Here is a 25,035-nt window from a genome sequence, read left to right as displayed (position 1 = left end):
GCGTGCGACGGCGCTCTGGCAGACCGTTCCGATGCCAGGGGCCGAATGCTTGGACCGCTGGTATGAACCTTCTCAAGCCCCCAGACGCCGGGCGCAAATCTCCGCTTTGCCTAGCGTCGTGCCGAAGGCCCGCCTCCGGCGGGCCGCAGTGGCGGCCTCGGCAGGAATCATGGCATCATGCCGCTGGCATAAGTCCCCGTTTGATCCAGCATCTTCACGCGCCCGGCTGATCCCAGTGAGGCGCGATCTGCTCTAGCCAGGGCGGTAGTAGGCCCTGAATACCGGCCAGACCCGGCCGCCACACGCAACGTTGCGGTTGGCGAGGGCGACGAAGGCGTCGTTCCTCTGGTCGTTCGTCATGGCCGAGGTGTCGAGACGCGTCACGGGAGTGCAATCCGAAGCGGACAGGGCGAGGCTCGGCTCGGCGAGGCGCGCGCGCAGTTCAGCCACCCGGAGGCGGTGGATCTGGAATGCTTGGCCGAAGACGAGCGAGACGGCGATGGCGGCGGCCGTGAGGCTGAGCAGTGGCGACAGCCTCGACCAGATCTTCGCCGCCTCGGCCCAGAGCCAGACCACGCCGACGGCGAACAGCGCGACGGAACCTACCCATTGGCGGGGCAGGATCCAGTAGTTGGCGCGGTAGGAGATCCAGCTGAGCAGCAGCGAAATGCCGATGGACAGCAACATCAACAGGATGGGTGCACATAGGGCCCCCACCGCTCCACGCAGCCTTATGGGCAACAGCAGGGCGCCGGCGACGGCGATGAGCGTGAAGGCGGCAGCCTTCAGATACCTCCCATCCAGGAACTGTGTGTGGCTGTAGTCGGTGAAATGCGTGAGCGGGCCGACCGCCCAGAGCCATTGGAACGGGTCGTAACTGAACACTGGATGACCGCGTAGCCAGGTGATCGCAGCGAGGAGCAGGTAGAGGCCCGCACCCAGGGCAACCAGCCAGGGCCTGGAGAAGAGGATCAGCCCGCGCAGGCTGACGGCTTCTTCGGTGGTCGCGACACGATGGACATAGGCGACGAGACAGACCGCCGGCCAGTAGACGGCGAAATAGGGATGGATGGTCGCGCCCAGCACCGCCGAGACAATGCCGAGCAGCAGCACCGCGCGGCTTGCGGGATGCATCGGGTAGGCGACGTAGAACAGCAGCAACCCCATCGAGGCGGCGGCGATGGGTACATAGGCGCGCGCCTCGCCCATGAAATACAGCAGCATGTGCTGGCCGCTTAGGGCTAGTACGAGGATAACCTGCCATAAAACAGAGAAACCCAGGGTCCGAAACAGAAGGATTGCCGCCGACAACAAAAATAATCCTGAAAATATCGAGGGTAGGCGCAATAGCAAAGTCTCAAGTCCAAGATAGTTCAATGTCCAGTAGTTCAGCATGATGTAGATGCCGGTATGGCCATGCTGGATTGTATCCGCGATCGACAGGAACAGGGACCATGCTTCGGCAGTGCTGGGTTCGGCCCCAAAGACGAACTGGGTGACCTCGTCGATCCAGAGCGGGCGTCGATACGAAGCATTAAGAAGCACGGCACTGAAGCCGAGCAGAAATGGCAGGGCGCAAGCCAGGAATCGTAGTGCGCGAATTAATGCCATGGTGTGCATATATTCGGTCCCCATGGGCTCGCGCCACTGAAAAGCGCCTTGCAGCCGGTGGCACCAGGCAGTGCGCTGGACACCCCGCCGCGCCCCCTGTAGGTGCGTTGCTTCATATCTCGGCGCAGGGAGATCTCCCGCATGAAGCTTGCGGTTCTGACGGAACGGCGGAACGGGGAGACCCGGGTCGCGGCAACGCCCGAGACGGTGAAGAAATACATCGGCATGGGGCTCGAGGTCGCGGTCGAGACCGGGGCGGGTGTCGCCTCCGGCTTCACCGATGCGGCCTATGCCGAGGCGGGCGCCACGATGGCCGCTGATGCCGCCACCGCGCTGGCCGGCGCCGCGATCGTGCTGAAGGTGCGCGCACCGCTCGGCACCGGGGAAGGCGCGGTGGATGAGCTGTCGCTGATCCCGCGCGGGGCGCTGCTGATCGGCACGCTCGGCGCCGATGCGGCGGGTGCCGCGACCTACGCCAATCTCGGCATCGAGGCCTGTTCGATGGAGCTGGCGCCGCGCATCACCCGCGCGCAGTCGATGGACGTGCTGTCGTCCCAGGCGAACCTCGCCGGGTATCGCGCGGTGATCGAGGGTGCGGGCGCCTATGACAAGGGTTTCCCGATGATGATGACGGCCGCCGGCACGGTGCCCGCGGCCAATGCATTCATCATGGGGGCCGGCGTTGCCGGGTTGCAGGCGATCGCCACCGCGCGGCGGCTTGGCGGGCGGGTATCCGCGACCGATGTGCGGCCGGCGGCGAAGGAGGAGATCAAGTCCCTCGGCGCCAGCTTCGTCGGCTACGAGGATGAGGAGAGCAAGGCGGCGCAGACCGCGGGCGGCTACGCCAAGCAGCTCTCGGCCGAGTTCTACGCCAAGCAGGCGGAAGTGGTGGCGACGCATATCGCCAAGCAGGATGTCGTGGTCTGCACGGCGCTGGTACAGGGACGGCGCGCGCCGATCCTGGTCACCGCCGCGATGGTCGCCTCGATGAAGCCGGGCTCGGTGATCGTGGACATCGCCTCGGATGCCGGCGGCAATTGCGCACTGACCAAGCCGGGCGAGCTGTTCGTCACCGACAATGGCGTGAAGGTGCTCGGCTACACCAATTGGGCGGGGCGGCTGCCGGCGGCGGCCTCGGCACTGTATGCGCGCAACCTGCTGACCTTCCTGTCGACCTTCTGGGACAAGGAAGCCAAGGCGCCGAAGCTGCCGGAGGATGATGACATCGTGAAGGGCGTCACACTCACCCGCGGGGGTGCGGTCGTGCACCCCGCGATGAAGCCGGCGGCATAGGGGCACGGACGATGAACGCAACGGAACTCGCCAACCAGGCGCAGGCGACCGCGCAGCGCGCGCTGGAACTGGCCGCGCAGGCGCGCGCCGCCGCCGAGGCCGTGGCCCCGGTCGCCGCGGCTGCCGAGCCCTTTCTCTATCTGCTGACGATCTTCCTCCTGGCCTGCTTCGTCGGCTACCACGTGGTGTGGAACGTCACGCCGGCGCTGCATTCGCCGCTAATGGGCGTGACCAACGCGATCTCCTCGGTGATCGTGGTGGGTGCGATCCTCGCGGCAGGGACGGCGGATGGGGCGGCGGCGCGGATCTTCGGCTTCATTGCCGTCACACTCGCCTCGGTGAACATCTTCGGCGGCTTCATGGTGACGCGACGGATGCTGGCGATGTTCAAGAAGAAGGGGAGCTGACGCCATGGGTGCCACGCTCTCGACACTGTCGTATCTGGTCGCGTCCGTCCTGTTCATCCTGGCGCTGCGCGGGCTGAGCCATCCGGAGACCAGCCGCCGCGGCAATACCTTCGGCATGATCGGGATGGGCATCGCCATCCTGGCCACGCTGTTCCATCACGGCATGGATCTCGGCGGCATCGTGCTGGTCATCGCCGGGTTGGCGATCGGCGGCACGGTCGGCACCGTCGTCGCCCGGCGCATCCAGATGACGGCGCTGCCGCAACTGGTGGCGGCCTTCCATTCGCTGGTCGGCATGGCGGCGGTGTTCGTCGCCGCGGCCGCGTTCTACGCGCCGGAGAGCTTCGGCATCGGCACGCATGGGCATATCCATGGCCAGTCACTCGTGGAGATGTCACTCGGCCTGGCGATCGGTGCGATCACCTTCTCGGGCTCGGTCATCGCCTTCGCCAAGCTGGCGGGGCGCATGTCGGGGGCGCCGATCACCTTCGGCGGGCAGCATTGGCTCAATCTCGGCCTCGGGTTGCTGCTGCTGGTGCTGATCATCAGCTTCGTCGCGACCGGCAATGCGGCGCTGTTCTGGATGATCGCGCTGCTGTCCTTCGCGCTCGGCTTCCTGCTGATCATCCCGATCGGCGGGGCGGACATGCCGGTCGTCGTGTCCATGCTGAACAGCTACTCGGGCTGGGCGGCGGCGGGCATCGGCTTCACCATCGGCAACCTGCTGCTGATCATCACGGGCGCGCTGGTCGGCGCTTCGGGTGCCATCCTGTCCTACATCATGTGCAAGGGCATGAACCGCAGCATCATCAACGTGCTGCTGGGCGGCTTTGGGTCTGAATCCGGCGCGGCCGCGGCGGGCGGCGGCGATGCCGACCGGCCGCCGGTCAAGGCCGGGTCGCCGGAAGATGCCGCCTTCATGATGAAGAACGCGCAGAAGATCATCGTCGTGCCAGGCTACGGCATGGCGGTCGCGCAGGCGCAGCAGGTGCTGCGCGAAATGGGCGACCTGCTCAAGAAGGAAGGCGTCGACATCAAGTACGCTATCCACCCCGTCGCGGGCCGCATGCCCGGCCACATGAACGTGCTGCTGGCCGAGGCGAACGTGCCCTATGACGAGGTGTTTGAGCTGGAGGAGATCAATCCGGAATTCGCCGACGCGGATGTGGCCTTCGTCATTGGCGCCAATGACGTGACCAACCCGGCGGCGAAGACGGACAAGTCCTCGGCGATTTACGGCATGCCGATCCTCGATGTGGAGCGCGCCAAGACGGTGTTCTTCATTAAGCGCGGCATGGCGAGCGGGTATGCTGGCGTGGAGAACGAGCTGTTCTTCCGGCCCAACACCATGATGCTGTTCGGCGACGCCAAGAAGGTGACTCAGGAGATCGTCCAGGCGCTGCAGCGGTAACGCCGCGTCGCTGCAGCTTCGCGCTGCAGCGACACCGCTTGCTACGGGCAGGCGTGATACGGGATACTACCTCCAGGGGAAGAGGCGTCGCCGGATACGCGGCGATGGCACCGCGGTTCCGTTTCAGCGGAGGCGCATCTGTCCCAGGATGTCTTATTTTACGCCGTCGTCGGTTTTCTCGCCCAGTTCGTCGATGGGGCGATCGGCATGGCCTATGGGCTCACCGCCAGCTCGGTCATGTTGGCGCAGGGCGTGCATCCGGCCATGGCTTCGGCCGGGGTCCATGCGGCGGAGGTCGTCACTACCGCCTTGTCGGGGGCTGCTCATTGGCGGCTTGGCCATGTCATCCCGCGTCTGGTGCTGCGGCTGGCGGTGCCCGGGGTGGTCGGCGGCGTGTTCGGTGCCCTGGTGGCCAGCGAGTTGCCGATGCATCTGCTGAAGCCGGCGGTCAGCTTCTATCTCGTCATCATGGGGCTCATCGTGCTGCGCCGCGCCGTCATGGGGCGTCGGCCTGACCCATCGCTGGCCACGCGCGACGCGGCGCCGATCGGCTTCGGCGGGGGCTTCCTCGATGCGGTGGGTGGCGGCGGCTGGGGGCCGCTGGTCACCTCCACGCTGATCGGGCGCGGTCTGGACCCGAAGATTGCGATCGGGTCGTCCAACGCGGCGGAGTTCTTCGTCACCGTTGCGGTCTCGGCGGCCTTCATGACCAGCATCGGCATTGGGGTCTGGCCGATCGTGATCGGGCTGGTGATCGGCGGCGCGATTGCCGCGCCCTTCGCCGCGTTGGCGACGCGCCACATGCCGACGCGCCCCCTGATGGGTGTGGTGGGCGTGGTCATCGTCGCGCTCTCGGCCACCAGCCTGATCCGCAGCTTCACAACATGATGGGCGCCCCCACCGCGCCGGGCGCGGCTTGGTGACAGACAAAAAAAGGGAGGGGGTGCGGGGGAAGTTCTCCTCCCCCGCCCTTCACGGCGCCGCCCGCGCCGCCATCGCCCGGGTGCTCTCATCCATCCGCGCCTCGTAGGTAATGCCGCGTCGTGTCGCCCAGGTGTTCACCAGGTGAAACAGCGGGATGACCGCCATGTCGTCCATCGCGACCTTGATCACGTCCTGCAGCACGCGCTCGCGCTCGCCGTCGTCGAGGATGGTGGTGGCGCGATCGACCAGCGCGTCCATCGTCGGGTTGGAGTAGCGGCCGGCATTCGAGGCGCCGCGCCGCTGCTCGCGGTTGTAGGTGCCGATGATGTTGATGGCGGCATAGGAGGCCTCGCCGGTCGAGGAGCCCCAGCCGGCGAGGCGCATGGCGAATTCCTGCCGTGATGCGCGGGCGGAGAAGGATGACCAGGGCAGCGCCTGGATTTCGGTGCGGATGCCGATGCGCGTCCACATCTGGGCGACGGCCTGGGCGGTGCGGGCGTCGTTGGGGTAGCGGTCGTTGGGCGAGGTCAGCGTCACGCGGAAGCCCTGCGGGAAGCCGGCCTCGGCGAGCAGGCGCCTTGCGCCGTCCGGGTCGAAAGCGGGTGGCGGGACAGCGGGGTTGTAGGAGTAGACGCCGGGCGGCAGCCATTGGCCGGAGGGTTCGGCGGTGCCTTCCATCACGCGTTCGGTGAGCGCCGGGCGGTTGATGCCGATCGAGAGGGCACGGCGCACGCGGACGTCGCGGAAGGGGTTGGTGGCGATGGGCTGGCCGGCGTTGTCGGTGATGCCGGGCAGGTTGCCGTCGCGGGAGAAGTCGGCCTGCAGGTAGATCATGCGCAGGCCCTGGATCTGGTGCAGGGCGACGCGGCTTTCGCGGCGCAGGCGTTCGAGGTCGGAGGAGGGCACCTGGTCGATCAGGTCCACATCGCCGGCGAGCAGGGCGGCGGTGCGGGCGGAATCATTGGCGATGACGCGCCAGGTGGCGCGCGCCCAGGGTTCGCGCGGGCCCCAATAGGTGTCGTTGCGTTCGAACTCCACGCGTTCGCCCGCCATGTTGGCGCGCAGGCGATAGGGGCCGGTGCCGATGGCGGCGCGGCCACTGTTGTAGTCGTCGGTCGTCGCCCCCTGGCCGATGTGGCGGGAGACGATGAAGATGTAGGAGAGGTCAACGGGCAGCAGCGGGTGTGGTGCCTTGGTGTGGATGCGCAGGGTGAGCGGGTCCACCACCTCGACCCGTTCGACCATGCGCAGGAAGCCGCCGAAGCCGCCGGGGCTGTTTGGCACGTTGGGCGCGCGTTCGAAGGTGAAGACGACGTCGTCGGCGGTGAAGTCCCGCCCGTCATGCCATTTCACGCCGGGGCGCAGCTTGAATTCCCAGACGGTGTCGGAGACGGCGCGCCAGGATTGCGCGAGGCCGGGCTGCGGGCGGACCTGCGCGTCGCGTTCGACCAGGCGGGAGAAGAGGTGGGAGGCGACCGAGGCATTCGGCGCTGCGTTGAAGAAATGCGGATCGAGCGAGGTGGAGGGCGCGCCGGCGCCCATCGTCAGGGTCTGTGCTGCCGCCGGCAGGGCCGAGGCGGCGGCGAGGAGAAGAGCGAGGCTTGTCGGGCGCATCATGCTTGTCCTGTCCGGCTTGGCGGCAGGATGGCATGGCGACGGCCCATCGCAATATCGGAGCCTTGATCGGGCGCGATCATGCGCCAAGATCGAGATCAACCGGGCGAGGAGGGGTCAGCAATGCACCGCAGGGCGTTGGTCGGGGCTGGGGCAGCGTTGCTGGCCGGCGTCGGCGCCGCGAGGGCGCAGCACCATGGCGGCAATATCCCGGCTGACCAGATGACCGCCCTGCGCGGCCCCAACCCGCAGGGGCTCACGCCGGAGCAACTCGCCCAGCGCGTGCTGGACAGCCCGGCGCCGGCCGGCCCGCCCGGACGCTGGGTGTCGCGCGCGCCGCTTCCGTTGCCGCGCAGCGAAATGGCATGGGCGACGTCGTGGAACGACCGGCTGCACGTCATCGGCGGCTATGCGACCGGCGAGGTCAACAAGCCGTACCACCATGTCTATGACCCCGCGACGGATCGCTGGCAGGAAGTCGCGCCGTTGCCGCGTGGCGCCAACCATGTCGGCGTGGTCGCCGATGCGGGGCGCATCTACGCGCTGGGCGGCTTCCAGGAGCAGAACCGCGCCTCCGATGCACTTGCCTTCGTCTATGTCGTGGCCGAGGACAAATGGGAGACCGTCGCGCCCATGCCGCGCCCGCGCGGGGCCGGTGGCGTCGTCGCCGTGGGCGGGAAGATCTATCATGTGGGCGGTGCCTCGGACCCGGCGCCCGAACGCGCCTCCGTCGGCTGGACCGAGGTCTATGATCCGCAGGCGGACCGCTGGAGCATCCTGCGCGCCATGCCCGCTGCGCGCGACCATGTCGGCATCGCGGTGTGGGAGGGGCGCATCCACATCATCGGCGGCCGCTTCAACACCTTCGAGAACAACACCAACCTGCACCATGTCTATGACCCGGCGGCCGATACCTGGCGGCTGCGCGCGCCCATCCCGACGCCGCGGTCGGGCCACGGCATGGTGCTGCTGAACGGGCGGATGTGGTGCTTCGGCGGCGAGGAACGGTTGTATGACGCACAGAACCGGCCCATCGACCGTGTCATCGGCACGCTGGAATCCTACGACCCCGCGAGCGACAGCTGGATGAGCCACGCGCCGATGCCCACGCCGCGCCACGGCCTTGGCGCGGCGCTGCTGGGCGGGAGCATCCATGTGGCGGGCGGCGGGCCGATCGTCGGCGGCGGGATCCAGACCTCGGTGCATGAGGCGTTCACGCCGGGCTGAGGGGGAGGACCGACGGTCGATGTCCCGGCCCGGGGGCGACGGCTTGTTGATGCCGGCAGGTGGCGGGCTCGACCGCGCGCTCTGCCGGACCTCTCGCCCGGTACAGTGAACCCCTCCGTAACGTCGGGGCGATGCGCGACGAAGTCCCGGATGGCCCAGATGGGTTGCCAGGGGAGAATGCCGCCATGACGCCATCCATCGACGAGACGCTGCGCGCGGGCCTGGATCGCCGGCAGTTGGGCGTGGCCGCCGCCGCCGTGCTGATCGTGGCGAGCCACCCCGCCGCGGCGCAGGAGGTCGGCCTGGTGACGCACCCGAGCGCGCATCCCGTGCGGGTGACGCTGGACCGCTTTGCCGCCGCGGTGCGGGAGGCGAATTGGGTGGTCTTCACCGAGATCGACCACGCCGCCGCCGCCGAAGCGGTCGGCATGACGCTGCGGCCGCGCATCGTGGTGTTCTTCGGCAATCCGCGCGCGGGCACCGGGGCGATGGCGTCGAATCCGACCTTGGCGCTCGACCTGCCGATGCGCGTGCTGGTGTGGCAGGACGATGCCGGCCAGACGCAGGTCACCCGCAGCACGGGCGAGGATATCGCCACGCGCGTCTTCGCCCGCCACGGCATCGCTATGCCGCCGGAGGCGCGGCAGGCGACCGATGCCTTCCTCGATACGCTGGTGCGCAAGGCGGCCGGCTAGCGTGGCGATCCATCGCCCGGGCCTGGTGCTCGCCGTCGCCGGGACCGTCGCGGTGCTGGCCGGGATCCGCGGCCTGCCGGATCCCGCCCTGGTGCCGCTGCTGGCCGTGACGATCGCGCTCGGCGCCGCCTTCGTGCTGCTGGATTTTGGCTTCAGTGGCGGCTTCCGCAGCTTCCTTGCCGAGGGCGACGGTCGCGGGCTCGGCGCCGGCTTCATCGCGCCGGCGGTGGCGGCGCTGGTGGTGCTGCCGGTCGGCGCGCTGTCGGAGAATTATGGGCGCTTCGTGATGCCGGTTGGGCCGTCGCTGCTGGTCGGTGCGGCGGTCTTCGGCATTGGCATGATGCTGGCGAATGGTTGTGGCTCGGGTGCGCTGTCAGCGGCGGGGCAGGGGTCGCGGCGCATGTGGGTGGCGCTGCCCTTCTTCTGCCTCGGTGGGGTGTTGGGCAGCCTGATGGTGCCGGCGGCGATGCGGCTGCCCGGGGTGTCGGTGGATTTCGCCGCGCTGTTCGGCCCCTGGGGTGGCTTGCTGGCGACCGAGGCGTTGTTGCTGGTGATGGCCCTGGTGGTGTTGCGCGGGGCGGTGCCGAGTGCTGCCGCGCTGCGCGGGGGCGCGGTGATCGGCGCGCTGGCGGTGGTGGTGTTCCTCGTCACCGGCGACCCTTGGGGCATCACCATGGGGCTGACGCTGTGGGGGGCGCAGGCGATCGAGGGCGTGGTGCCGGTGCTGGCGGGGACGGAATTCTGGTCCGACCCGGGGATGGCGCGGATCCTGAGCGAGCCGCTGCTGGCCATGCATGGCTCGCTTGGCGATGTCGGTCTGGTGCTGGGCGCGCTGGGGGCAGCCTCGGCGACCGGGCGGCTGCGCCACGGGGTGGCGATCGGCGCGCGCGGGACGGCGGGGGCGGCGCTGGGCGGGGTGTTGCTGGGGATCGGCGCCCGGCTTTCCTTCGGATGCAATATCGGCGCGTTCCTCGGTGGGGTTTCCTCAGGTAGCCTGCATGGGTTCGTGTGGTTCGTCGCGGTGCTGCCGGGGTGTTGGCTGGGCATCCGGCTACGGCCGTTGTTTGGCCTGTCGGGGCCGGCGGCGGTTCAGCGCCGGCCGGCGACGTCGTTGAGAGTCCAGTCGTAGTCATGCCCGGCGATGCGCGCGCCGTGCAGGCGCGCGGCCAGCGCCGGGGCGGCGTAGCGGGCCAGATGGGCGAGCACGCCGGCCTCGCTGTCGCCGAAATCCTCGCGGAACCAGTGATAGATCGAGGAGACGCGCAGCCTTCCATCGGACAGCACGCCGACGCCGCGCGGGTGGTTGATGTAGGCGCGGGCGGCCTCGTCGAGATCGGCCTCGAGCGTGGCGGCGCGCCAGGCGCGCGGGCGCAGGTTGGGGCAGCCGAGCGAGGCGCAGTTCACCGCGTAGTGCAGGCGCGGGTCGCGGTAGGTGGGGCGCATCGTGCCGTGCTCGATGTCGTCGAGCGACATCCGCCGCCCCTCCACGGTGACGAGGCGCGTGCGCCAGGGGCCGAAGAATTGCCGCGGGTCGAAGGGCACGCCGGTTGAATGGATGTCGCGGATCGAGCCGACCGGGTAGCGGTCGAGTACCACGCTCAGCGTCAGTGCGTTGTACAGGTTGGTCCAGAAGGCGAAGGCCTCGGCACGGGGCATGGCCGAGGGCTGGGACGTGGCGGCGCCGGCGATCCAGGCATGCAGCGAGGCGAGGGCGTTTCTGTCGCCCTTCCAGGCGGCGTAGTCGACGCGGGCGATGCCATCGGGCGGCAGGCTGAGATGGCGGGCGAGCAGGGCGTCGAGCGTCGGTTCCACCGCCGTGGCGCGGTGCGGCAGCAGGGCCGGCAGGGCGAGGGCGAACAGGCTGCGCCGTGCGGCTGTCGCGATCATGCCTTGGCAATTCCACCGTCCATGGCCGGGCTTCGCCACGGTGCGGGAGGCGGTTACGCTGCCGTTGTCTTGAATTCTGTAGCGATCGGTCCATAAAACACGCGCGCCATGCTCGGCGCGACCGGGAGAGCCTCGCATGATCATCCGCACCGCCCGCGCCCTGCTGGTGGCCGCCGCCGCGTTCGTCGCGGCGCCGCTGGCCGCGCAAACCGTGCTGCCGGACCGGGTCCTGCGCATGGTGCCCAATGCCGACCTGCAGACGCTCGACCCGATCAACACCACGGCCGGGGTCGTGCAGTCGCACGCGCACATGATCTATGACCAGCTGTTCGGGCGCGACGCGAACCAGCGGCCGCAGCCGCAGATGGTCGGTGCCTGGACGGTCTCGGAGGACGCGCTCACCTGGCGCTTCACGCTGCGCGACGGGCTGGCCTTCCATGACGGCGCGCCGGTCACCGCGACGGATGTGGTGGCCTCGCTGCGCCGCTGGGGCGCGCGCGACCCGCATGGCCGGCAGATCATGGCGATCACCGAGGCGCTGGAGCCGGAGGGCGATGGCAAGGCCTTCGTCTGGCGGCTGCGGCGGCCCTATGGGCTGATGCTCGATGCGCTGTCGAAGCCGGCGGGCAACATGCCGGCGATCATGCCGGCGCGCATCGCCGCCACCGACCCCTTCACGGCGATCACCGAGACCATTGGTTCCGGCCCGTTTATCTTCGTGCGGGATGAATGGGTGCCAGGGTCGCGCGTGGTGTATCGGCGCAATCCGAACTACGTGCCGCGCGGGGAGCCCGCCTCGGGGACGGCGGGAGGCAAGGTCGCGCATGTCGATCGCGTCGAGTGGCTGAACATCGCCAATGCGCAGACCGCGGTGCTGGCGCTAATCCAGGGCGAACTCGACTACATCGAGAGCCCTGGCGTGGATTTTCTGCCGATGCTGCAGCGGCGCGGCATGCAGATCATTCGCACGAATACGCTGGGGGCGCCGGGGATGATCCGGCCGAACCATGTGCAGCCGCCCTTCAATGACGCCCGCGCGCGCGAGGCGCTGATGCTGCTGGTGGACCAGGAGGAGATGCTGCAGGCGATGTTCCCCGACCCGGCGCTGTACCAGGTCTGCCACGCCTTCTTCATCTGCGGGTCGGCGCAGGAGACGCAGGCCGGCGTGCCGGCGGGGCTCGGCTCGCCAGCGGCGCGGGAGCGGGCGCGCGCCCTGCTGCGCGAGAGCGGGTATGATGGCACGCCTGTCGTCATCATGGACCCGACCGACAATCCCTTCGTCCATGCGGCGACGCTGGTGTTGGCGCAGCAGATGCAATCCGTCGGCTTCCGCACCGATGTGCAGGCGATGGATTTCGCCTCCATGGCGGGGCGGCGCGCCAATCGGCGGCCGCCATCCGAGGGCGGGTGGAATATCGGGCTGACCTATTGGAACGGGCTTGGCGCCTCGGACCCGGTGGGCAACGTGCCGATGCAGGCATCCTGCGACCGCGCCTGGCCGGGCTGGCCGTGTGACGCGCCGCATCAGGCGCTGATCGATGCCTTCCCCTATGCGGCGAGCCCGGCGGAGCGGCAGCGGATTCTCGATGAGTTGCAGACCAGCGCGTATCGCCTGGTGCCCTATGTGCCGTTCGGGCAGTGGTATTTGCCCTCGGCGGTCAGCCCGCGCGTCTCGGGCGTACTGGCGATGCCGGGGACGATCATTGCGTGGAATATCCGCAAGGCGGCGCGGTGAGGAATTGAGGGGCTTTGCCCCGTGGACATGAAGGTTGGAGGGGCATTGCCTCTCCAATCCACCCCACCGCAGGCCAGCGGGCCTTTGGTTCGCGCCGGGCATCATGGCGGGGATCGGCGCCAAGACCCGTTCCCCTGCCTGACGCGCCGTTCGTTCCCGGAGACAAAGTCCCTGGCCCAGCGCCAAGTATTGGTTTCCAAAGGCCCTTAGGCCTTTGGTGGGGGAGGTCCGGAGGGGGCAAAGCCCTCTCCGGCGCGTCCTCCGCCGCGCCTACGGCCATCACCCCGCCAGGAACGACACCCCCAGACCCGCCAGGGCACTGACGCCGAGCACCCGCGCCAGCCCCCATTTCAGCCCGAACAGCAAGAGGGCGGCGAGCAGCGCGAGGCCGAGCGCGGCGGGTTGCAACGTTGCCAGCACCGGTACATCGATCGTCACCGGGCCGAACGTGATGCGCCGCACTTCGGTGAAGACCACGCGCAGCCCGAACCAGAAGGCGAGGTTGGCGATGACGCCGACCACCGCGGCCGTCACCCCCGCCAGCGCGCCCTTCAGCCGTGGTGCCTCGTGCAGCTTCTCGACGTAGGGGGCGCCGAGAAAGATCCAGGCGAAGCAGGGCGCGAAGGTGACCAACAGCGTCAGCAGGCTGGCGCCGACGCCGCCCATCACGCCGCCCTCGCGATAGCCGGCCAGGAAGCCGACGAATTGCAGCACGAGGATGAGCGGGCCGGGGGTGGTCTCGGCGAGGCCGAGCCCGGCCAGCATCTCGGGCGCGGTGAGCCAATGGTAGTGGTCGACCGCTTCCTGCGCGACATAGGCGAGCACCGCATAGGCGCCGCCGAAGGTGGCCACCGCCATCTTCGAGAAGAACCAGGCGATGTCGCCCCAGACCGGCGTGCCGAAGAGCAGCACGACGGGCCAAAGCCACAGCGCGAGGGCGATGAGGCCGGCGCGGCGGGCGGCCGGCGCCATGCGGGGGATGCGGTCGGGCTCGGCGGCGATGGCGGCGTCGAGCAGCGCGGGTGGGCCTTCCTTGGCGCGGCCATGCCCACCGGCGGCGAAGGCGGTGGGCAGGGCGTAGCCGATGGCGAGCGCCGCCAGCACTACCAGCGGGAAGGGCACGGCGAAGACGGCCAGCGCCAGGAAGGCCGCCGCCGCCAGCGCCCAGGGCAGGGCGCCACGCAGGGCGCGTTTGGCGACGCGCAGCAGCGCTTCGACCACCAGCACGAGCACGGCGCATTTGAGGCCGAAGAATAGCGCCGCGACCACCGGCACGGCGCCGAGCGTGGCGTAGATGATCGAAAGCGCCAGCATCACCGCCGCGCCCGGCAGGATAAACAGCAGCCCCGCCGCGAGGCCGCCGCGCACGCCATGCATCAGCCAGCCGAGATAGGTGGCGAGCTGCTGCGCCTCCGGCCCCGGCAGCAACATGCAGAAGTTCAGCGCATGCAGGAACCGTGCGTCGGAGACCCAGCGGCGGTCATCCACCACCTCTCGGTGCATGACCGCGATCTGCGCTGCCGGCCCGCCGAAGGACAGCAGACCGACGCGCAGCCAGACGCGTAGCGCCTCGGCGAAACTCGGGAAGGCGGGGGTGGTCATGCGGGCTTTCCCGGGCTCGGCCAGTTGTGGGTTTCATCCGTCGCGTCGCGCGCCCAGCGGTAGAAGGCGTCGTACAGCGCGACGCCGGCTTCGAGCTGCGTCAGGTCGTCGCGATGCATGCGCGACAGGCCGAGCGAGGCGGCTAGGAGCCCGGCCGCCTCGGGGGCCAAGTCGGGCCGCGCCGTATCCGCGCCGCGCACGATGAGGGCGAGGCGGTCCAGCGCCTCGGAATGCAGGGCAAATTCGTCGAGCATCACGTCGAATGTGCAGTGGTCGCCGCGATGGGACCAGAACACGCCCTCGATGTCGAAGGGGGTGGCGCCGAAGCGTTCGGCGACGGCGGCGACCTCGGAAGGTGCGACGAAGAGGAAGACCGCGGCGGGGTCGATGAAGCGGCGGATCAGCCAGGGGCAGGCGATGCGGTCGATCTTGGGCCGTGCGCGCGTCACCCACAGCGTGCGCCCGGCGCTGTCGCGCGGCGGCAGGGGGGCGGGCGGGATCAGGGACTGGCCGGCCTCGCGCCAGGCCTCGAAGCCGCCGTCGAGGGATTCCGCATTGGCGCCGGCGTGGCGCAGCCAGGCGGCCGTGCCCTGGCTCAGCTTCAGGCCTTTCTGGCACAGCACGACCACCTCACGGCCGGCAAATCCTGGCGCCCAATCGGCGACGTCGGCATGAGAGCGACGGACCGTGCCCGGCAGCAGGCGAGGGTCTGCCGTGGCATCTTCCGCGGTGCGCACATCGATCAGCACGGGTGCATCGGGCAGACCGATGCGCCGGGCAAGCTGTTGGACAGTGATGATGGTGGGAGCCGGCATTGTGGCGTCCTCTCCGAACGGGAGCATGGGACGCGATGCTTCGGCCGGAGCCTCACGGGGTGATCGCGGACATCCCCTTGGCGCAGACGATGGGAAGTCGGCGGCGCCAAGTCAAGGAGGACGTCCGTGATGTCAGGCGGCGCGCAGGCCGCCGATCAGCCGCGCCACCGCATCCCGCAGGCCGTCGCCCTGGCGCCGCACCTCGGCAGCGCCGTCGGAGACGCCGCGGATGGAGGTGACGGTGTCGCCCATTTCCTCCGCCACGCGGCCGGCCGAGGTGGAGGCGCCGGAGGTGCCCTCGGCGGCCTGCTGCACGGCGCGGGCGATCTCGCGCGTCGCCGCGCCCTGTTCCTCGATGGCGGCGGCGATGGCGGTCGCCACGCTGTCCATGCGCTGGATTGTCTCGCCGATGGCGCGCACGGCGACGACCGAGGCATTGGTCGCCGCCTGCATGGCGGTGATCTGGCCGGCGATCTCCTCGGTCGCGCGGGCGGTCTGGCCGGCCAGGTTCTTCACCTCGGAGGCGACCACCGCGAAGCCCTTGCCGGCCTCGCCCGCGCGCGCCGCCTCGATGGTGGCGTTGAGCGCCAGAAGGTTGGTCTGGCCCGCGATGTCGTTGATGAGGCGGACCACGTCGCCGATCCGCGCCGCGGCCTCGGCCAGGGACTGCACCGTGCTGTCGGTGGTGCGCGACTGCTGGGCCGCTTCCGAGGCGACCGAGGCTGCTTCGGTGATCTGGCGGCTGATCTCGGCGGTGGAGGCGGCGAGTTCCTCGGTCGCCGCCGCCACGGTCTGCACGCTGTCGGAGGCGCGGGAGACGCCGCCGGCGGTCTCCTCCGCCGCTGCGCCCGAGCGTTCTGCGGCGGTGGTCAGGCGCGCGCCGGCCTCGGCCAGGCCGCCCGCCGCGATGGCGAGGCCCGAGGCGATGCCCGAGAGGGAGCGCTCGACTTCCTCGGCGAGGGCGTGGGTCGCCTCGCGCCGCGCGGTCTCGGCCTTCGCCTGGGCCTGGGCCTGTTCGGCGCGCAGGCGTTCGGCCTCGGCGAGGCCCTGCTGGAAGACCTCGACGGTGCGGGCCATGGCGCCGATCTCGTCGGCGCGGTCGCGGCCGGGGACGCCGGCGGTGAGGTCGCCGGTCGCGAGGGTCTGCATCCGGGCGGTCAGCGCCGTGACCGGCCGGGCGATGGAGCGCGCCACCAGCAGGCCGAGCAGGATGGCGATGACGAGCAGCACGGCGGCGGTGATCAGCACGAAGCGCAGCACCTCGGCGCGGGCGGCGCCGGCGGCGCGGCCGTCGATGGCGAGTTCGACCACGCCGATCGCCTGGCCGGCGACGTCATGCAGCGGGAAGGTCAGCACGGCGTATTGTTGGCCATTGGCCTCGGCCGTACTGCGCATGCGCTGGCCGCGCATGGCGGCCGCGCGTGCCTCGGCCGTACCCAGGCCGTTGGCGGCGGCGGAAAGCGTGCTGCCGATCGGCTCGAAGCCCTGCTCGGTGGCGCGGAGCACGGCGACGTTGGTGTCGATCGCGTTGCGGATGCGCTGCAGCACCGCGGGGGTGAGGTTGAGGGCGACGTCGACGACGCCGATCACGCCATTGGCGCCGCGGATCGGCGCCACGCCGAAGATGCTGATGTCGCGCAGGCCACGTTCGAGGCCGACCTGCGTCTGGCCGGTGCGGACGGCGTCGACCACGGTGCGGCGGCGGGCCGAGATGTCGTCGCCATTCTGCTCGGGCCGCCAGACGCGCAGGAAGTTCACCGCCGGGGCGGCATGGACGTTGAGCCGCGCGCCGCCGGCCTCCACCGCGGCCTGGCTGTCGCGCAGCAGGGCCAGCATCACGGCGCGGTCCCGGCGAGCCAGCGCGTCGGTGACGGGCGGCATGGCGGCGAGGGTGGCCGCGACGGAGGCGAGTTCGCGCGCTTCGGCGGCAAGGGCGGCGTCGAAGCCTGACCGGGCCTGTTCCAGTGTCTCTTCGGTGCGCGCCGTGCTGGCGGCATCGCTGCGCAGTACGACGATGGTGCCGAAGCCGACGCAGGCGAGCAAAGCGATGGCCGTTGCCGCGGCCGCGATGCGGGAGCCGATGGAGGTCAGTTTCATGTCACGTCCGGGTTCTGGAGTGGCCGGAGCGTGCATGATGAAGGTGAAGAAAGCCCCTACGCGGTCATTCGGCGGCCAGCAGGCTCTCGCCCGGGCGCAAGCGGGTGAAGGCGACCGGTTGCCAGCCGAGGGTGACGGCGCCGGCCTCCAGCGTGACGCGGGTGGCGGCGAGGCCCTGAGCGTCGGGGGTGGTGCGGGGGAAGTCCTCGCGCCAATGGGCGCCGCGGGATTCCTCGCGCGCCTGGGCGGCGGCGACGATGGCGCGGCTGACCAGGAATTGCGACTTCAGGTTCAGCCAGTCATGCCAGGTGAGGTTGAAGGCGCGGTCGCTTCCATCGACGCCGGCGGCGTCCGTCTCGGCTTCCAGCGCGTCGAGACCGGTGGCGGCTTCGGCCAAGCCGGCGGCGTCGCGCAGGATGCCGCCCTTGTCCCACATGAGGTCGAGCAGCGCGTCGCGGATGGGCGAGAGGTTGCGCGCGGGGCGGGCGAAGGGGGCTTCGATGAAGGCGCGCGCTTCGTCGAGGGCGGTGGGGTCGGGGTCCTCGAAGGCGCCCTCGCGCGGGACCCAGCGTCCCATGGTGTCGCCGGCGATGCCGCCGAAGACGGTGGAGTTCGCCACGCCATTGCCGCCGAGGCGGTTCGCGCCATGCACGCCGCCGGTGTCCTCGCCGGCGGCGAAGAGGCCGGGCAGGTCGGTGGAGCCGTCGGCGTGGAAAACCACGCCACCCATCATGTAGTGCGCGGTGGGCACGACGGGGACGCGGCCGCCGGCGAGATCGAAGCCGTTGTCGGCGCAGCGTTCGACCATGCCCTTGAACTCGCGGGCGACGCGCTCGGGGCCGAGATGGGCCATGGCGATCCACAGGCCGCCTTCGGCGTTCACATTGCCGGCGAGGATTTCGCGTTGCATGGAACGGCTGACGATGTCGCGCGTCGCGCGCTCGTTGCGCGGGTCGTATTTGTGCATGAAGCGCTCGCCATCGCCGCCGAGCAAGTAGCCGCCGGCGCCGCGCAGGCCTTCCTCGATGATGGTGCCGGTCATGCGCGTGCCAGGGCCGGCGAGCACGCCGGTCGGGTGGAACTGCACCATCTCCATGTCGCGCAGCGGCAGGCCGGCGCGCAGGGCCATCGCCATGCCGTCGCACGCCTTGTCGCCCGATGGCGTGTGGTATTTGTACATGGTCGGGCCGCCGCCGGTGCCGAGCAGCACCGCCTTGGCCTGCATGAAGACCAGCGCGCCCGTGCGCATGTCGATCAGCAGCACGCCGGACAGGCGCGCGCCGTCCTTCGAGCGGATGAAGGCGACGGCGCGGTGTTCCTCAAGGCGGTTGATGCCGCGCGCCCAGACCTGTTCGGCCAGGCGATTGACGATCTCGATGCCGGTGAGGTCGCCCTTGTGGACGGTGCGGTCGAAGGTCTGGCCGGCGAAGGCTTTTTGGTGGATCGAGCCATCGGCGTTGCGGTCGAAGAAGCAGCCCCAGCGGTTCTCCAGTTCGCGGATGCGTTGTTGCGCGCCGACGACGAGCGTCCAGGCCAGGTCCTGGTCGTTCAGCCATTTGCCGCCGTCGAGCGTGTCCATGAAGTGGCGCTCGGCGGAATCGCCCTCGGCGATGGCGACGTTGTAGCCGCCCTGGACCATGCGGGTGCAGCCACATTTGCCGAGCAGGCCCTTCACCGCGATGGTGACGTCGAGCGTCGGGTTGGTGTCCTTGGCATGCAGCGCGGCGAGCAGGCCGGCACCACCGGCGCCGAGGATCAGGATGTCGGTGCGGCGGCGTTCGATGGTGGTCAACGCGGGCCTCGTGGGCTGGCGGGGACGCCGCAGCGGCAATCCTCCGCGCTGGCTGGGGCGGGCGGTGTGGCCGGCAGGGTGGCGGTCGTTTCGTGCGGGGCGGGTGGCTGGGCGGGCGCGGATGGCGCGGTGACCGGACTGGGTGCCGCGATGGGTAGCGCGGGCGTGGCGAGGTGAAGCAGCAGGACCAGGGGCAGGGCGGCCATCATGCCGCGCCCAGCTTTTCCAGCACGGCCTGGCGGCGCCTGGCGGCCTCGGCGTTCACGGTGGCGTAGAGGCTGCCGCCGTGGGAATCCATCGCCACCAGCAGCGGGCCGAAACCCTTGATGCGGAATTTGTAGAGAGATTCGGGGTTGAGGTCGTCGAGGTCGACATCCTCCACCGCCTCGATCCAGGTGGTCTCGAGTGCCGCCGCGCCGCCGACCACGGCGAGATAGGCACCGCCGATTTCACGGAAGGCTTCGAGCGAGCCGTCGCGCAGGCCGCCCTTGCCGATGATGATGCGCACGCCCTCGCGTTCCATCAGGGGGCGAGTGAAGCGTTCCATGCGGTCGGAGGTGGTGGTGCCGACGCAGACCGCCTCATAGCCGGAGTGGTTGGTGCCGGAGCGTTCGACCTTGCGCAGGTTTGGCGCGGTGTGGATGACCGCGTGGCCGCGCAGGTCGAACTTGGTGCGGCGGCCGTGATCGAACATGTGGATCTGCGTGGCGTCGCGGATGCCGTAGAGGGTTTCCTCGAGCGTCACGGTGTCGCCGGCACGTAACGCGCGGACCTGCGCTTCGGTGATCGGCATGGGCAGGACGTGGTGCGTCATGGCGTCAGAACCCGATCGCGATGCCGGCGGGGGTGAAGGTCGCACTCGCCCGCCGTGCCGAATGGCACTGGATGTTCACCGCGACGGGATTCATCGTGATGTGCGTCGCCGCGGTTTCGACATGCACGGCGAAGGCGGTGGAATCGCCGCCCAGGCCCTGCGGGCCGATGCCCAGCGTGTTGACCGCCTCGGACAGCGCTTCCTCCAGCTTCGCACCTTCCGCATCGGTGCAGCGCGAGCCGAGCGGGCGTGTCGCGGCCACCTTGGCGAGATGCATGCACAAATCGGAGGTGCCGCCCACGCCGACGCCGACGATGGTGGGCGGGCAGACCTTGCCGCCGGCCTGGATGACGCGGTCGATCACGAAGCGCTTCACCGCGGCGACGCCATCGGCGGGGATGAGCATCTGCAGGAAGGAGCCGTTCTCGGAACCGCTGCCCTTCGGGATCATCTCGAGGCGCAATTCGCGCTCGGCATCGGTGAAGTCGATGTTGATGACGGGGACGCGTTCGCCGCAGGAGGTGTGCTCGTTCTTGCGTGTGATCGGGTGCACCACGGAGGAGCGCAGCGGGTGTTCGCGGGTGGCGCGCGCGGTGCCCTTCGCGATGGCGTCCTTCAGCGCCCAGCCATCGACCTGCACGTTGCGGCCGATGAGGACGTTGAAGATCGGGATGCCGGTGTCCTGGCACAGCAAATTGTCGAGCCGCTCGGCGACGCCGATGTTCTCGATCATCGTCGCGAGGATGGTCTTGGCGGTCGCATCCGTCTCGCTGCCGTCGAGGCGCGCGAAGCCGGCCTTGATGTCGTTGGGCAGGATCTTGCAGGCGCGGATGTAGAGGAGCTTGGCGGCTTCCTCGATCGCCTCGGGCTCAATGCGCAGGGGTTCGACACCCGGCTTCGTCATCAGCGTCATGGCGCCTTGTTTCCTCCGGTCAGACCAGTAGCGAGATACCCGAGACCAGCAGCAGCGCGAGCAGGATAACGCGGAACGCCTGCGCCGGCAGCCTCATATAGGCACGCAGGCCGAGCATGGTGCCGAGCACCAGCGCGGGGGTGGCGGCGGCGGTCAGCCACAGCGCCTCGGCGGTGAAGAAGCCGCCGATGGCGAGGCCGACCGAGGTGATCGCCTGCATGAAGACGATGAAGGGCTGCATGAAGGCGCGGGCGCGGTCCTTCGGCCAGCCCTGGATGTCCGCCCACATCGCCGGCAGCGCCCCGACGAAGCCGCCGATGCCACCCAGGATGCCCGAGGCGAAGCCGACCGCGCCGTCGATGCCTCGGCCGCCGGCGACCTCGGGCGGCGCCATCCGCAGCGCCACGCGGGCCAGCATGTAGCCGGAATAGACCACCAGCAGCACGCCGACGCCGGCCACGATCATCCGCCCCGGCCCGTAGGTCAGCACCAGCAGGCCGACTGGCAGGCCCAGCACCGCCATGCCGACGAAGAAGGTCATGCGCGGCCATTCGATGTGTTTCCACAACGCCGGCAGGCTCATCGACTGCGCCATCAGGCTGCCCAGCACCAGCACCGGGGCGGTAAGGCTGGGCGAGACGACATGCAGCAGGATGCCTGCGGCGACGAGCACGAATGCGAAGCCCGCCATGCCGGCGCAAAAGGCGGCGATGAAGCAGCTTCCGGCGACCAGCGCGGCTTCAGACCACATTGAGCAGGAACACCAATCCGACCAGCAGCGCGATGCCGGCGGAGGCCGCCACCATGTCCTTCTGCCGCGACCGCCAGCCGAGGAATTCCAGCGCGAGCACGCGCAGGCCGCCGGCGAGATGGGCGGCGAGCAGGATGACGAGGATGGTCTCGGCCGCCTTGGCGAGCGGGTTCTCCGCCCAGCGCAGGAAGCCGTCGAGCCGCGCCTCGCCGGAGATCGCGGTGCCCAGCGCCCAGAAATGCAGCGGCAGGAACAGCGCGAGCAACAGGCCGGAGACGCGATGCACGACGAAGGCGAGGTAGGTCGGATGCGAGCGCGGGCGCATGTCCATCAGGCGTAGAGACCGATCGCGGCGCGGATGCCGAAGCCGGCGGTGAGGAGGCCGGCGGTGAGCCAGGCGAGGTCGGCGCCGCGGCCGCGCAGGCCGATGGCCTCCGACGCGATGTTGCGCAGGCCGATGGCGCCATGCAGCCCGGCGGCGAGCGCGAAGGTGACGTAGAAGGCCAGCCAGGCTTCGTTGCCACGGGTGCGCGAGAGGATCTCGGCGGCCGACAGCCCGCCACGCACGGCGGTGACGATCATCACCAGATGCACGACCACGGCCAGGGCGAGCAGCATCGCCGTGACGCGCTGCACGACCCACAGATGTGTCTGCGCGCGAGCGCGGGTCCGATGCGACCGATTCACGCCTTTGGTGCTCGCCGGCTGCCGTGTTGCGCTCATCGCCGGCCCAGCAGCGTGTCCCAGAACAGCGCCCGCTTCAGCCCGGCAATAGCCGAGGAGGGGTCGAGGTTCTTCGGGCAGCGTTCGGTGCAGGATTGCGTCGAATGGCAGGAATGGCAGCCGGCATCGCCGGCCACGGCATCGAGCCGTTCGGCCCGCCCGCCGTCGCGCACGTCATTGACCAGCGTCCAGGCGCGGTTCAGGGCGGCGGGGCCGAGATACTCGTCATTCCACGCCACCACGTCGCAGGACGCATAGCAGACGGCGCAACCGATGCATTCGATGCCGGCATCGGCCTCGCGCCGCTGCTTCGAGGCCGGCGGGACCACCGCGAAATCCTCCGGCACCGCACCGTCCGGCGCGTCCTTCGGCTGGAAGGTGCCGCGCGCGCGCGACCATTTGTCGAAGAAGGGGGCGAGGTCGGCGGCCAGGTCGCGGATCACCGGCAGGTTCGCGAGCGGGCGCAGTTCCAGCGCGCCATCGGCATCGACGACCTTGCGCACATGCGTCCGGCAGGTCCAGCGCGCGCGGCCATTCACGGTCATCGCGCAGGAGCCGCACATGCCGACGCGGCAGGCGAAGCGATAGGCGAGCGACGGGTCGAGTTCACGCTGGATGTAGGTGACGACGTCGAGCACGGTCTGGTTGGCGCGGGCCGGCACCTCGAAGCGGGCGAAGCTGCCCTGCTCGGCGCCACGCCATACACTGACCGTCAGACTGGCCGCTTCGGCCATGCGCGTTCCCCACTGGTTGGCGCGAGACTACCGGTGCTGGACAGGCTGTCCAGCCCGTGGCGTGCTGCGGCCACCACACAGGAGGAAGACGATGGTCGAGATGATCCGCGGTGCGGAGATGCTGGTGCGGGCGCTGAAGCAGGCCGGCGTCAGCCGCATCTTCAGCCTGTCCGGCAACCACATCATGCCGGTCTATGACGCGCTGTTCGCCTCGGGCATCGAGATCATCCACACCCGCCACGAGGCCGCCGCGGTGCACATGGCCGATGCCTGGGCCAGGCTGACCGGCGAATGCGGCGTGGCGCTGGTGACGGGCGGGCAGGGGCATACCAATGCGGTGGCCGGGCTGCCGACGGCGCAGGCGGGCGAGGTGCCGGTGCTGCTGCTCTCGGGTCATGCGCCGCTGGGTGAACTCGGCCTTGGCGCCTTCCAGGAGCTGGAGCAGGCGCGCATGGCCGAGCCGCTGTGCAAGGCGGCCTTCAACGCGAGTTCGGCGGCGGCGATCGCCGAGGAGGTCGCGCAGGCGATCGCCCTGGCGCGGTCGGGGCGGCCGGGGCCGGTGCATCTGTCGCTGCCGACCGATGTGCTGGATGCGCGCATTGAGGCGCCGGCGCTGCCCAAGCCGGACGCCTTCGCGCCGATCCCGATGCCGCTTTCGCCCGAGACGGCGGCGGCGATCGCGGGCGTCATCGCCGTCGCCGAGCGGCCGGTGTTGGTGGTGCCGCCGGCGCTGTGCACGCCGGCCGGGCAGGCTGGCGTGGCCGCGCTCGCCACGCGCACCGGCCTGCCGGTGGTGCCGATGGAAAGCCCGCGCGGCTTGGGCGACCCCTCGCTCGGCGCCTATGCCCAGGCCCTGGCGGAGGCGGACTTGGTCGTGCTGCTGGGCAAGGCGCTCGACTTCACGCTGCGCTTCGGGCGGGCGCCGGCGGTCGCGGCGACCGCGCGCTTCGTGGTGGTGGAGCCGGAGGAGGCGGTGCTGGCGCGGGCCGTGGAAAGCCTGGGTGCGCGCATCGCCATCACCGCCATGGCCGGGGCGGCGGAGGCGGTCGCGGCGCTGGCCGGGGCGGCCGCCGCCCACCCCAACACCGCCTGGGCGGAGCGGCTGCGCGCGCATGTCGCGCACCGCCCGGCCGCGTGGGCGGCGCTGGCCGGCACGCCGGCAGGGCCGATCCATCCGGCGACGCTGTGCCAGGCGCTGCTGCCCTATCTCGATGCCGGGCCGGATACCGTGCTGGTCTGCGATGGCGGCGAGATCGGGCAATGGGCGCAGGCGATCCTCTCGGCGCCCGCGCGGCTGATCAACGGCGTGGCGGGGGCGATCGGGCCGTCGATCCCCTTCGCGCTGGCGGCGCGATGCGCGCGGCCCGAGGCGCGCATCCTGGCGGTGCTGGGCGATGGCACCTTCGGTTTCCACATGGCGGAGTTCGACACCGCGCATCGCCATGGCCTGCCCTTTGTCGCCGTGGTCGGCAACGATGCGCGCTGGAATGCCGAGCACCAGATCCAGCTGCGCGAATACGGTGCGGCGCGGGCGCATGGCTGCGAGCTGGCGCCGGGCACGCGGTATGACCTGGTGGTGGCGGCGCTCGGCGGCCATGGGGAATACGTCACGCAGGTGGAGGAGTTGGCGCCGGCACTGGCGCGCGCCTTCGCCTCCGGCAAGCCGGCCTGCGTGAATGTGCTCATCGCCGGCCAGGCGGCGCCTTCGATCCGCATGGGGTGAGGGGGCGGGCTTCGGGCCGGGGGTGACGGCGGGCCGACATAGGCCGCGGCATGGTTCTGGTCGTGGAAAGGTGACCGCGTGTCGGCTCCGCGCGGTCTATTGAATTATGAAGTAAGAATTACTCTAGGGGGATGAAAGGTCATCAAGAGGCGAAGTAAAATTACTTGATCAACATTGCGCCCCAATCCAGCCACATTGCGTTCGACATGGCCTGACTATCGTTTGGTACGGATGCGGGTTTGATCTTTCTGTCGGTTTGTGGTCGGT

General features: G+C 69.9%; 22 protein-coding genes. 9 read left to right on the top strand and 13 right to left on the bottom strand.

The annotated features are described in order from the left end of the window. Window positions 1-252: 252 nt before the first annotated feature. Window positions 253-1,635, bottom strand: a complete 1,383-nt coding sequence (locus IEY36_RS02850; protein ID WP_188965383.1) for a hypothetical protein — start codon at window positions 1,633-1,635, stop codon at window positions 253-255. A gap of 117 nt (window positions 1,636-1,752) precedes the next feature. Between IEY36_RS02850 and IEY36_RS02845 the strand changes: the two genes are divergently transcribed. From IEY36_RS02845 to IEY36_RS02830, 4 genes are all read left to right on the top strand, one after another. Next, a complete protein-coding gene (locus IEY36_RS02845; RefSeq protein ID WP_188965382.1) occupies window positions 1,753-2,904 on the top strand; it encodes an NAD(P) transhydrogenase subunit alpha in 1,152 nt (383 codons plus the stop codon). An 11-nt stretch (window positions 2,905-2,915) separates the two neighbouring features. Continuing rightward, on the top strand, window positions 2,916-3,311 hold the full coding sequence (locus IEY36_RS02840; RefSeq protein ID WP_188965381.1) for a proton-translocating transhydrogenase family protein: 396 nt from the start codon (window positions 2,916-2,918) through the stop codon (window positions 3,309-3,311). Between the two features lie 4 nt (window positions 3,312-3,315). After that, the gene (locus IEY36_RS02835) at window positions 3,316-4,722 is read left to right on the top strand and encodes an NAD(P)(+) transhydrogenase (Re/Si-specific) subunit beta (protein ID WP_188965380.1); all 1,407 of its coding nucleotides are present in this window, start codon (window positions 3,316-3,318) and stop codon (window positions 4,720-4,722) included. A gap of 63 nt (window positions 4,723-4,785) precedes the next feature. Then, window positions 4,786-5,610 (top strand): sulfite exporter TauE/SafE family protein, encoded by an 825-nt coding sequence (locus IEY36_RS02830; RefSeq protein ID WP_308423109.1) that lies wholly within the window; start codon window positions 4,786-4,788, stop codon window positions 5,608-5,610. Window positions 5,611-5,694: 84 nt separating this feature from the next. Here IEY36_RS02830 and IEY36_RS02825 read toward each other — a convergent pair whose 3' ends face one another. After that, window positions 5,695-7,263 (bottom strand): ABC transporter substrate-binding protein, encoded by a 1,569-nt coding sequence (locus IEY36_RS02825; protein WP_308423105.1) that lies wholly within the window; start codon window positions 7,261-7,263, stop codon window positions 5,695-5,697. Window positions 7,264-7,383: 120 nt separating this feature from the next. Here IEY36_RS02825 and IEY36_RS02820 point away from each other — a divergent pair, with 120 nt between their 5' ends. From IEY36_RS02820 to IEY36_RS02810, 3 genes are all read left to right on the top strand, one after another. Further along, a complete protein-coding gene (locus IEY36_RS02820; RefSeq protein WP_188965378.1) occupies window positions 7,384-8,487 on the top strand; it encodes a Kelch repeat-containing protein in 1,104 nt (367 codons plus the stop codon). Between the two features lie 185 nt (window positions 8,488-8,672). Beyond that, entirely contained in the window at window positions 8,673-9,182 is a 510-nt protein-coding gene (locus IEY36_RS02815) for a DUF302 domain-containing protein (protein WP_188965377.1), read from the top strand. A 1-nt stretch (window position 9,183) separates the two neighbouring features. Beyond that, window positions 9,184-10,311 carry a YeeE/YedE thiosulfate transporter family protein gene (locus tag IEY36_RS02810; protein WP_188965376.1) on the top strand — a complete coding sequence of 376 codons (1,128 nt, stop codon included), beginning with the start codon at window positions 9,184-9,186 and terminating at the stop codon, window positions 10,309-10,311. Here IEY36_RS02810 and IEY36_RS02805 read toward each other — a convergent pair. Beyond that, window positions 10,272-11,069, bottom strand: coding sequence for a DUF547 domain-containing protein (locus tag IEY36_RS02805; RefSeq protein ID WP_188965375.1), 798 nt, complete (start codon window positions 11,067-11,069; stop codon window positions 10,272-10,274). The genes IEY36_RS02810 and IEY36_RS02805 overlap by 40 nt on opposite strands. A 136-nt stretch (window positions 11,070-11,205) precedes the next feature. Between IEY36_RS02805 and IEY36_RS02800 the strand changes: the two genes are divergently transcribed. Further along, a complete protein-coding gene (locus tag IEY36_RS02800; protein ID WP_188965374.1) occupies window positions 11,206-12,804 on the top strand; it encodes an ABC transporter substrate-binding protein in 1,599 nt (532 codons plus the stop codon). A gap of 279 nt (window positions 12,805-13,083) precedes the next feature. Here IEY36_RS02800 and chrA read toward each other — a convergent pair whose 3' ends face one another. The 10 genes from chrA to IEY36_RS02750 form a co-directional block, all read right to left on the bottom strand. Then, on the bottom strand, window positions 13,084-14,406 hold the full coding sequence (gene chrA / locus IEY36_RS02795; RefSeq protein WP_188965373.1) for a chromate efflux transporter: 1,323 nt from the start codon (window positions 14,404-14,406) through the stop codon (window positions 13,084-13,086). After that, on the bottom strand, window positions 14,403-15,221 hold the full coding sequence (locus tag IEY36_RS02790; RefSeq protein ID WP_188965372.1) for a chromate resistance protein ChrB domain-containing protein: 819 nt from the start codon (window positions 15,219-15,221) through the stop codon (window positions 14,403-14,405). The genes chrA and IEY36_RS02790 overlap by 4 nt, the downstream gene beginning before the upstream one ends. A gap of 132 nt (window positions 15,222-15,353) precedes the next feature. Continuing rightward, entirely contained in the window at window positions 15,354-17,318 is a 1,965-nt protein-coding gene (locus IEY36_RS02785; protein WP_188965371.1) for a methyl-accepting chemotaxis protein, read from the bottom strand. A 64-nt stretch (window positions 17,319-17,382) separates the two neighbouring features. Further along, window positions 17,383-19,110 carry an L-aspartate oxidase gene (locus IEY36_RS02780; RefSeq protein WP_229681051.1) on the bottom strand — a complete coding sequence of 576 codons (1,728 nt, stop codon included), beginning with the start codon at window positions 19,108-19,110 and terminating at the stop codon, window positions 17,383-17,385. A gap of 205 nt (window positions 19,111-19,315) precedes the next feature. Beyond that, a complete protein-coding gene (locus tag IEY36_RS02775) occupies window positions 19,316-19,924 on the bottom strand; it encodes a fumarate hydratase C-terminal domain-containing protein (protein ID WP_188965370.1) in 609 nt (202 codons plus the stop codon). A gap of 4 nt (window positions 19,925-19,928) precedes the next feature. Beyond that, window positions 19,929-20,837 carry a fumarate hydratase gene (locus IEY36_RS02770; RefSeq protein WP_229681049.1) on the bottom strand — a complete coding sequence of 303 codons (909 nt, stop codon included), beginning with the start codon at window positions 20,835-20,837 and terminating at the stop codon, window positions 19,929-19,931. A gap of 19 nt (window positions 20,838-20,856) precedes the next feature. Then, window positions 20,857-21,588: a sulfite exporter TauE/SafE family protein gene (locus tag IEY36_RS02765; protein WP_188965369.1), complete on the bottom strand. Its 732-nt coding sequence runs from the start codon at window positions 21,586-21,588 to the stop codon at window positions 20,857-20,859. Next, on the bottom strand, window positions 21,578-21,913 hold the full coding sequence (gene sdhC, locus IEY36_RS02760) for a succinate dehydrogenase, cytochrome b556 subunit (RefSeq protein WP_229681048.1): 336 nt from the start codon (window positions 21,911-21,913) through the stop codon (window positions 21,578-21,580). Before sdhC ends, IEY36_RS02765 begins: the two co-directional genes overlap by 11 nt. 5 nt (window positions 21,914-21,918) lie before the next feature. Beyond that, window positions 21,919-22,275 carry a succinate dehydrogenase gene (locus IEY36_RS02755; protein WP_229681047.1) on the bottom strand — a complete coding sequence of 119 codons (357 nt, stop codon included), beginning with the start codon at window positions 22,273-22,275 and terminating at the stop codon, window positions 21,919-21,921. A 32-nt stretch (window positions 22,276-22,307) separates the two neighbouring features. Then, window positions 22,308-23,045: a succinate dehydrogenase/fumarate reductase iron-sulfur subunit gene (locus IEY36_RS02750; RefSeq protein ID WP_188965367.1), complete on the bottom strand. Its 738-nt coding sequence runs from the start codon at window positions 23,043-23,045 to the stop codon at window positions 22,308-22,310. A gap of 91 nt (window positions 23,046-23,136) precedes the next feature. On the opposite strand from IEY36_RS02750, the gene IEY36_RS31050 reads away from it, so the two are divergent. Beyond that, window positions 23,137-24,768 carry a thiamine pyrophosphate-binding protein gene (locus IEY36_RS31050; protein WP_188965366.1) on the top strand — a complete coding sequence of 544 codons (1,632 nt, stop codon included), beginning with the start codon at window positions 23,137-23,139 and terminating at the stop codon, window positions 24,766-24,768. The last annotated feature ends 267 nt before the right edge of the window (window positions 24,769-25,035 follow it).

It is taken from the genome of Neoroseomonas lacus (genome assembly GCF_014644535.1).
Lineage (GTDB): Bacteria > Pseudomonadota > Alphaproteobacteria > Acetobacterales > Acetobacteraceae > Neoroseomonas > Neoroseomonas lacus.
The sequence above is the reverse complement of the archived record's forward strand: the minus strand, read 5'-3'. Positions and strand labels throughout refer to the sequence as shown.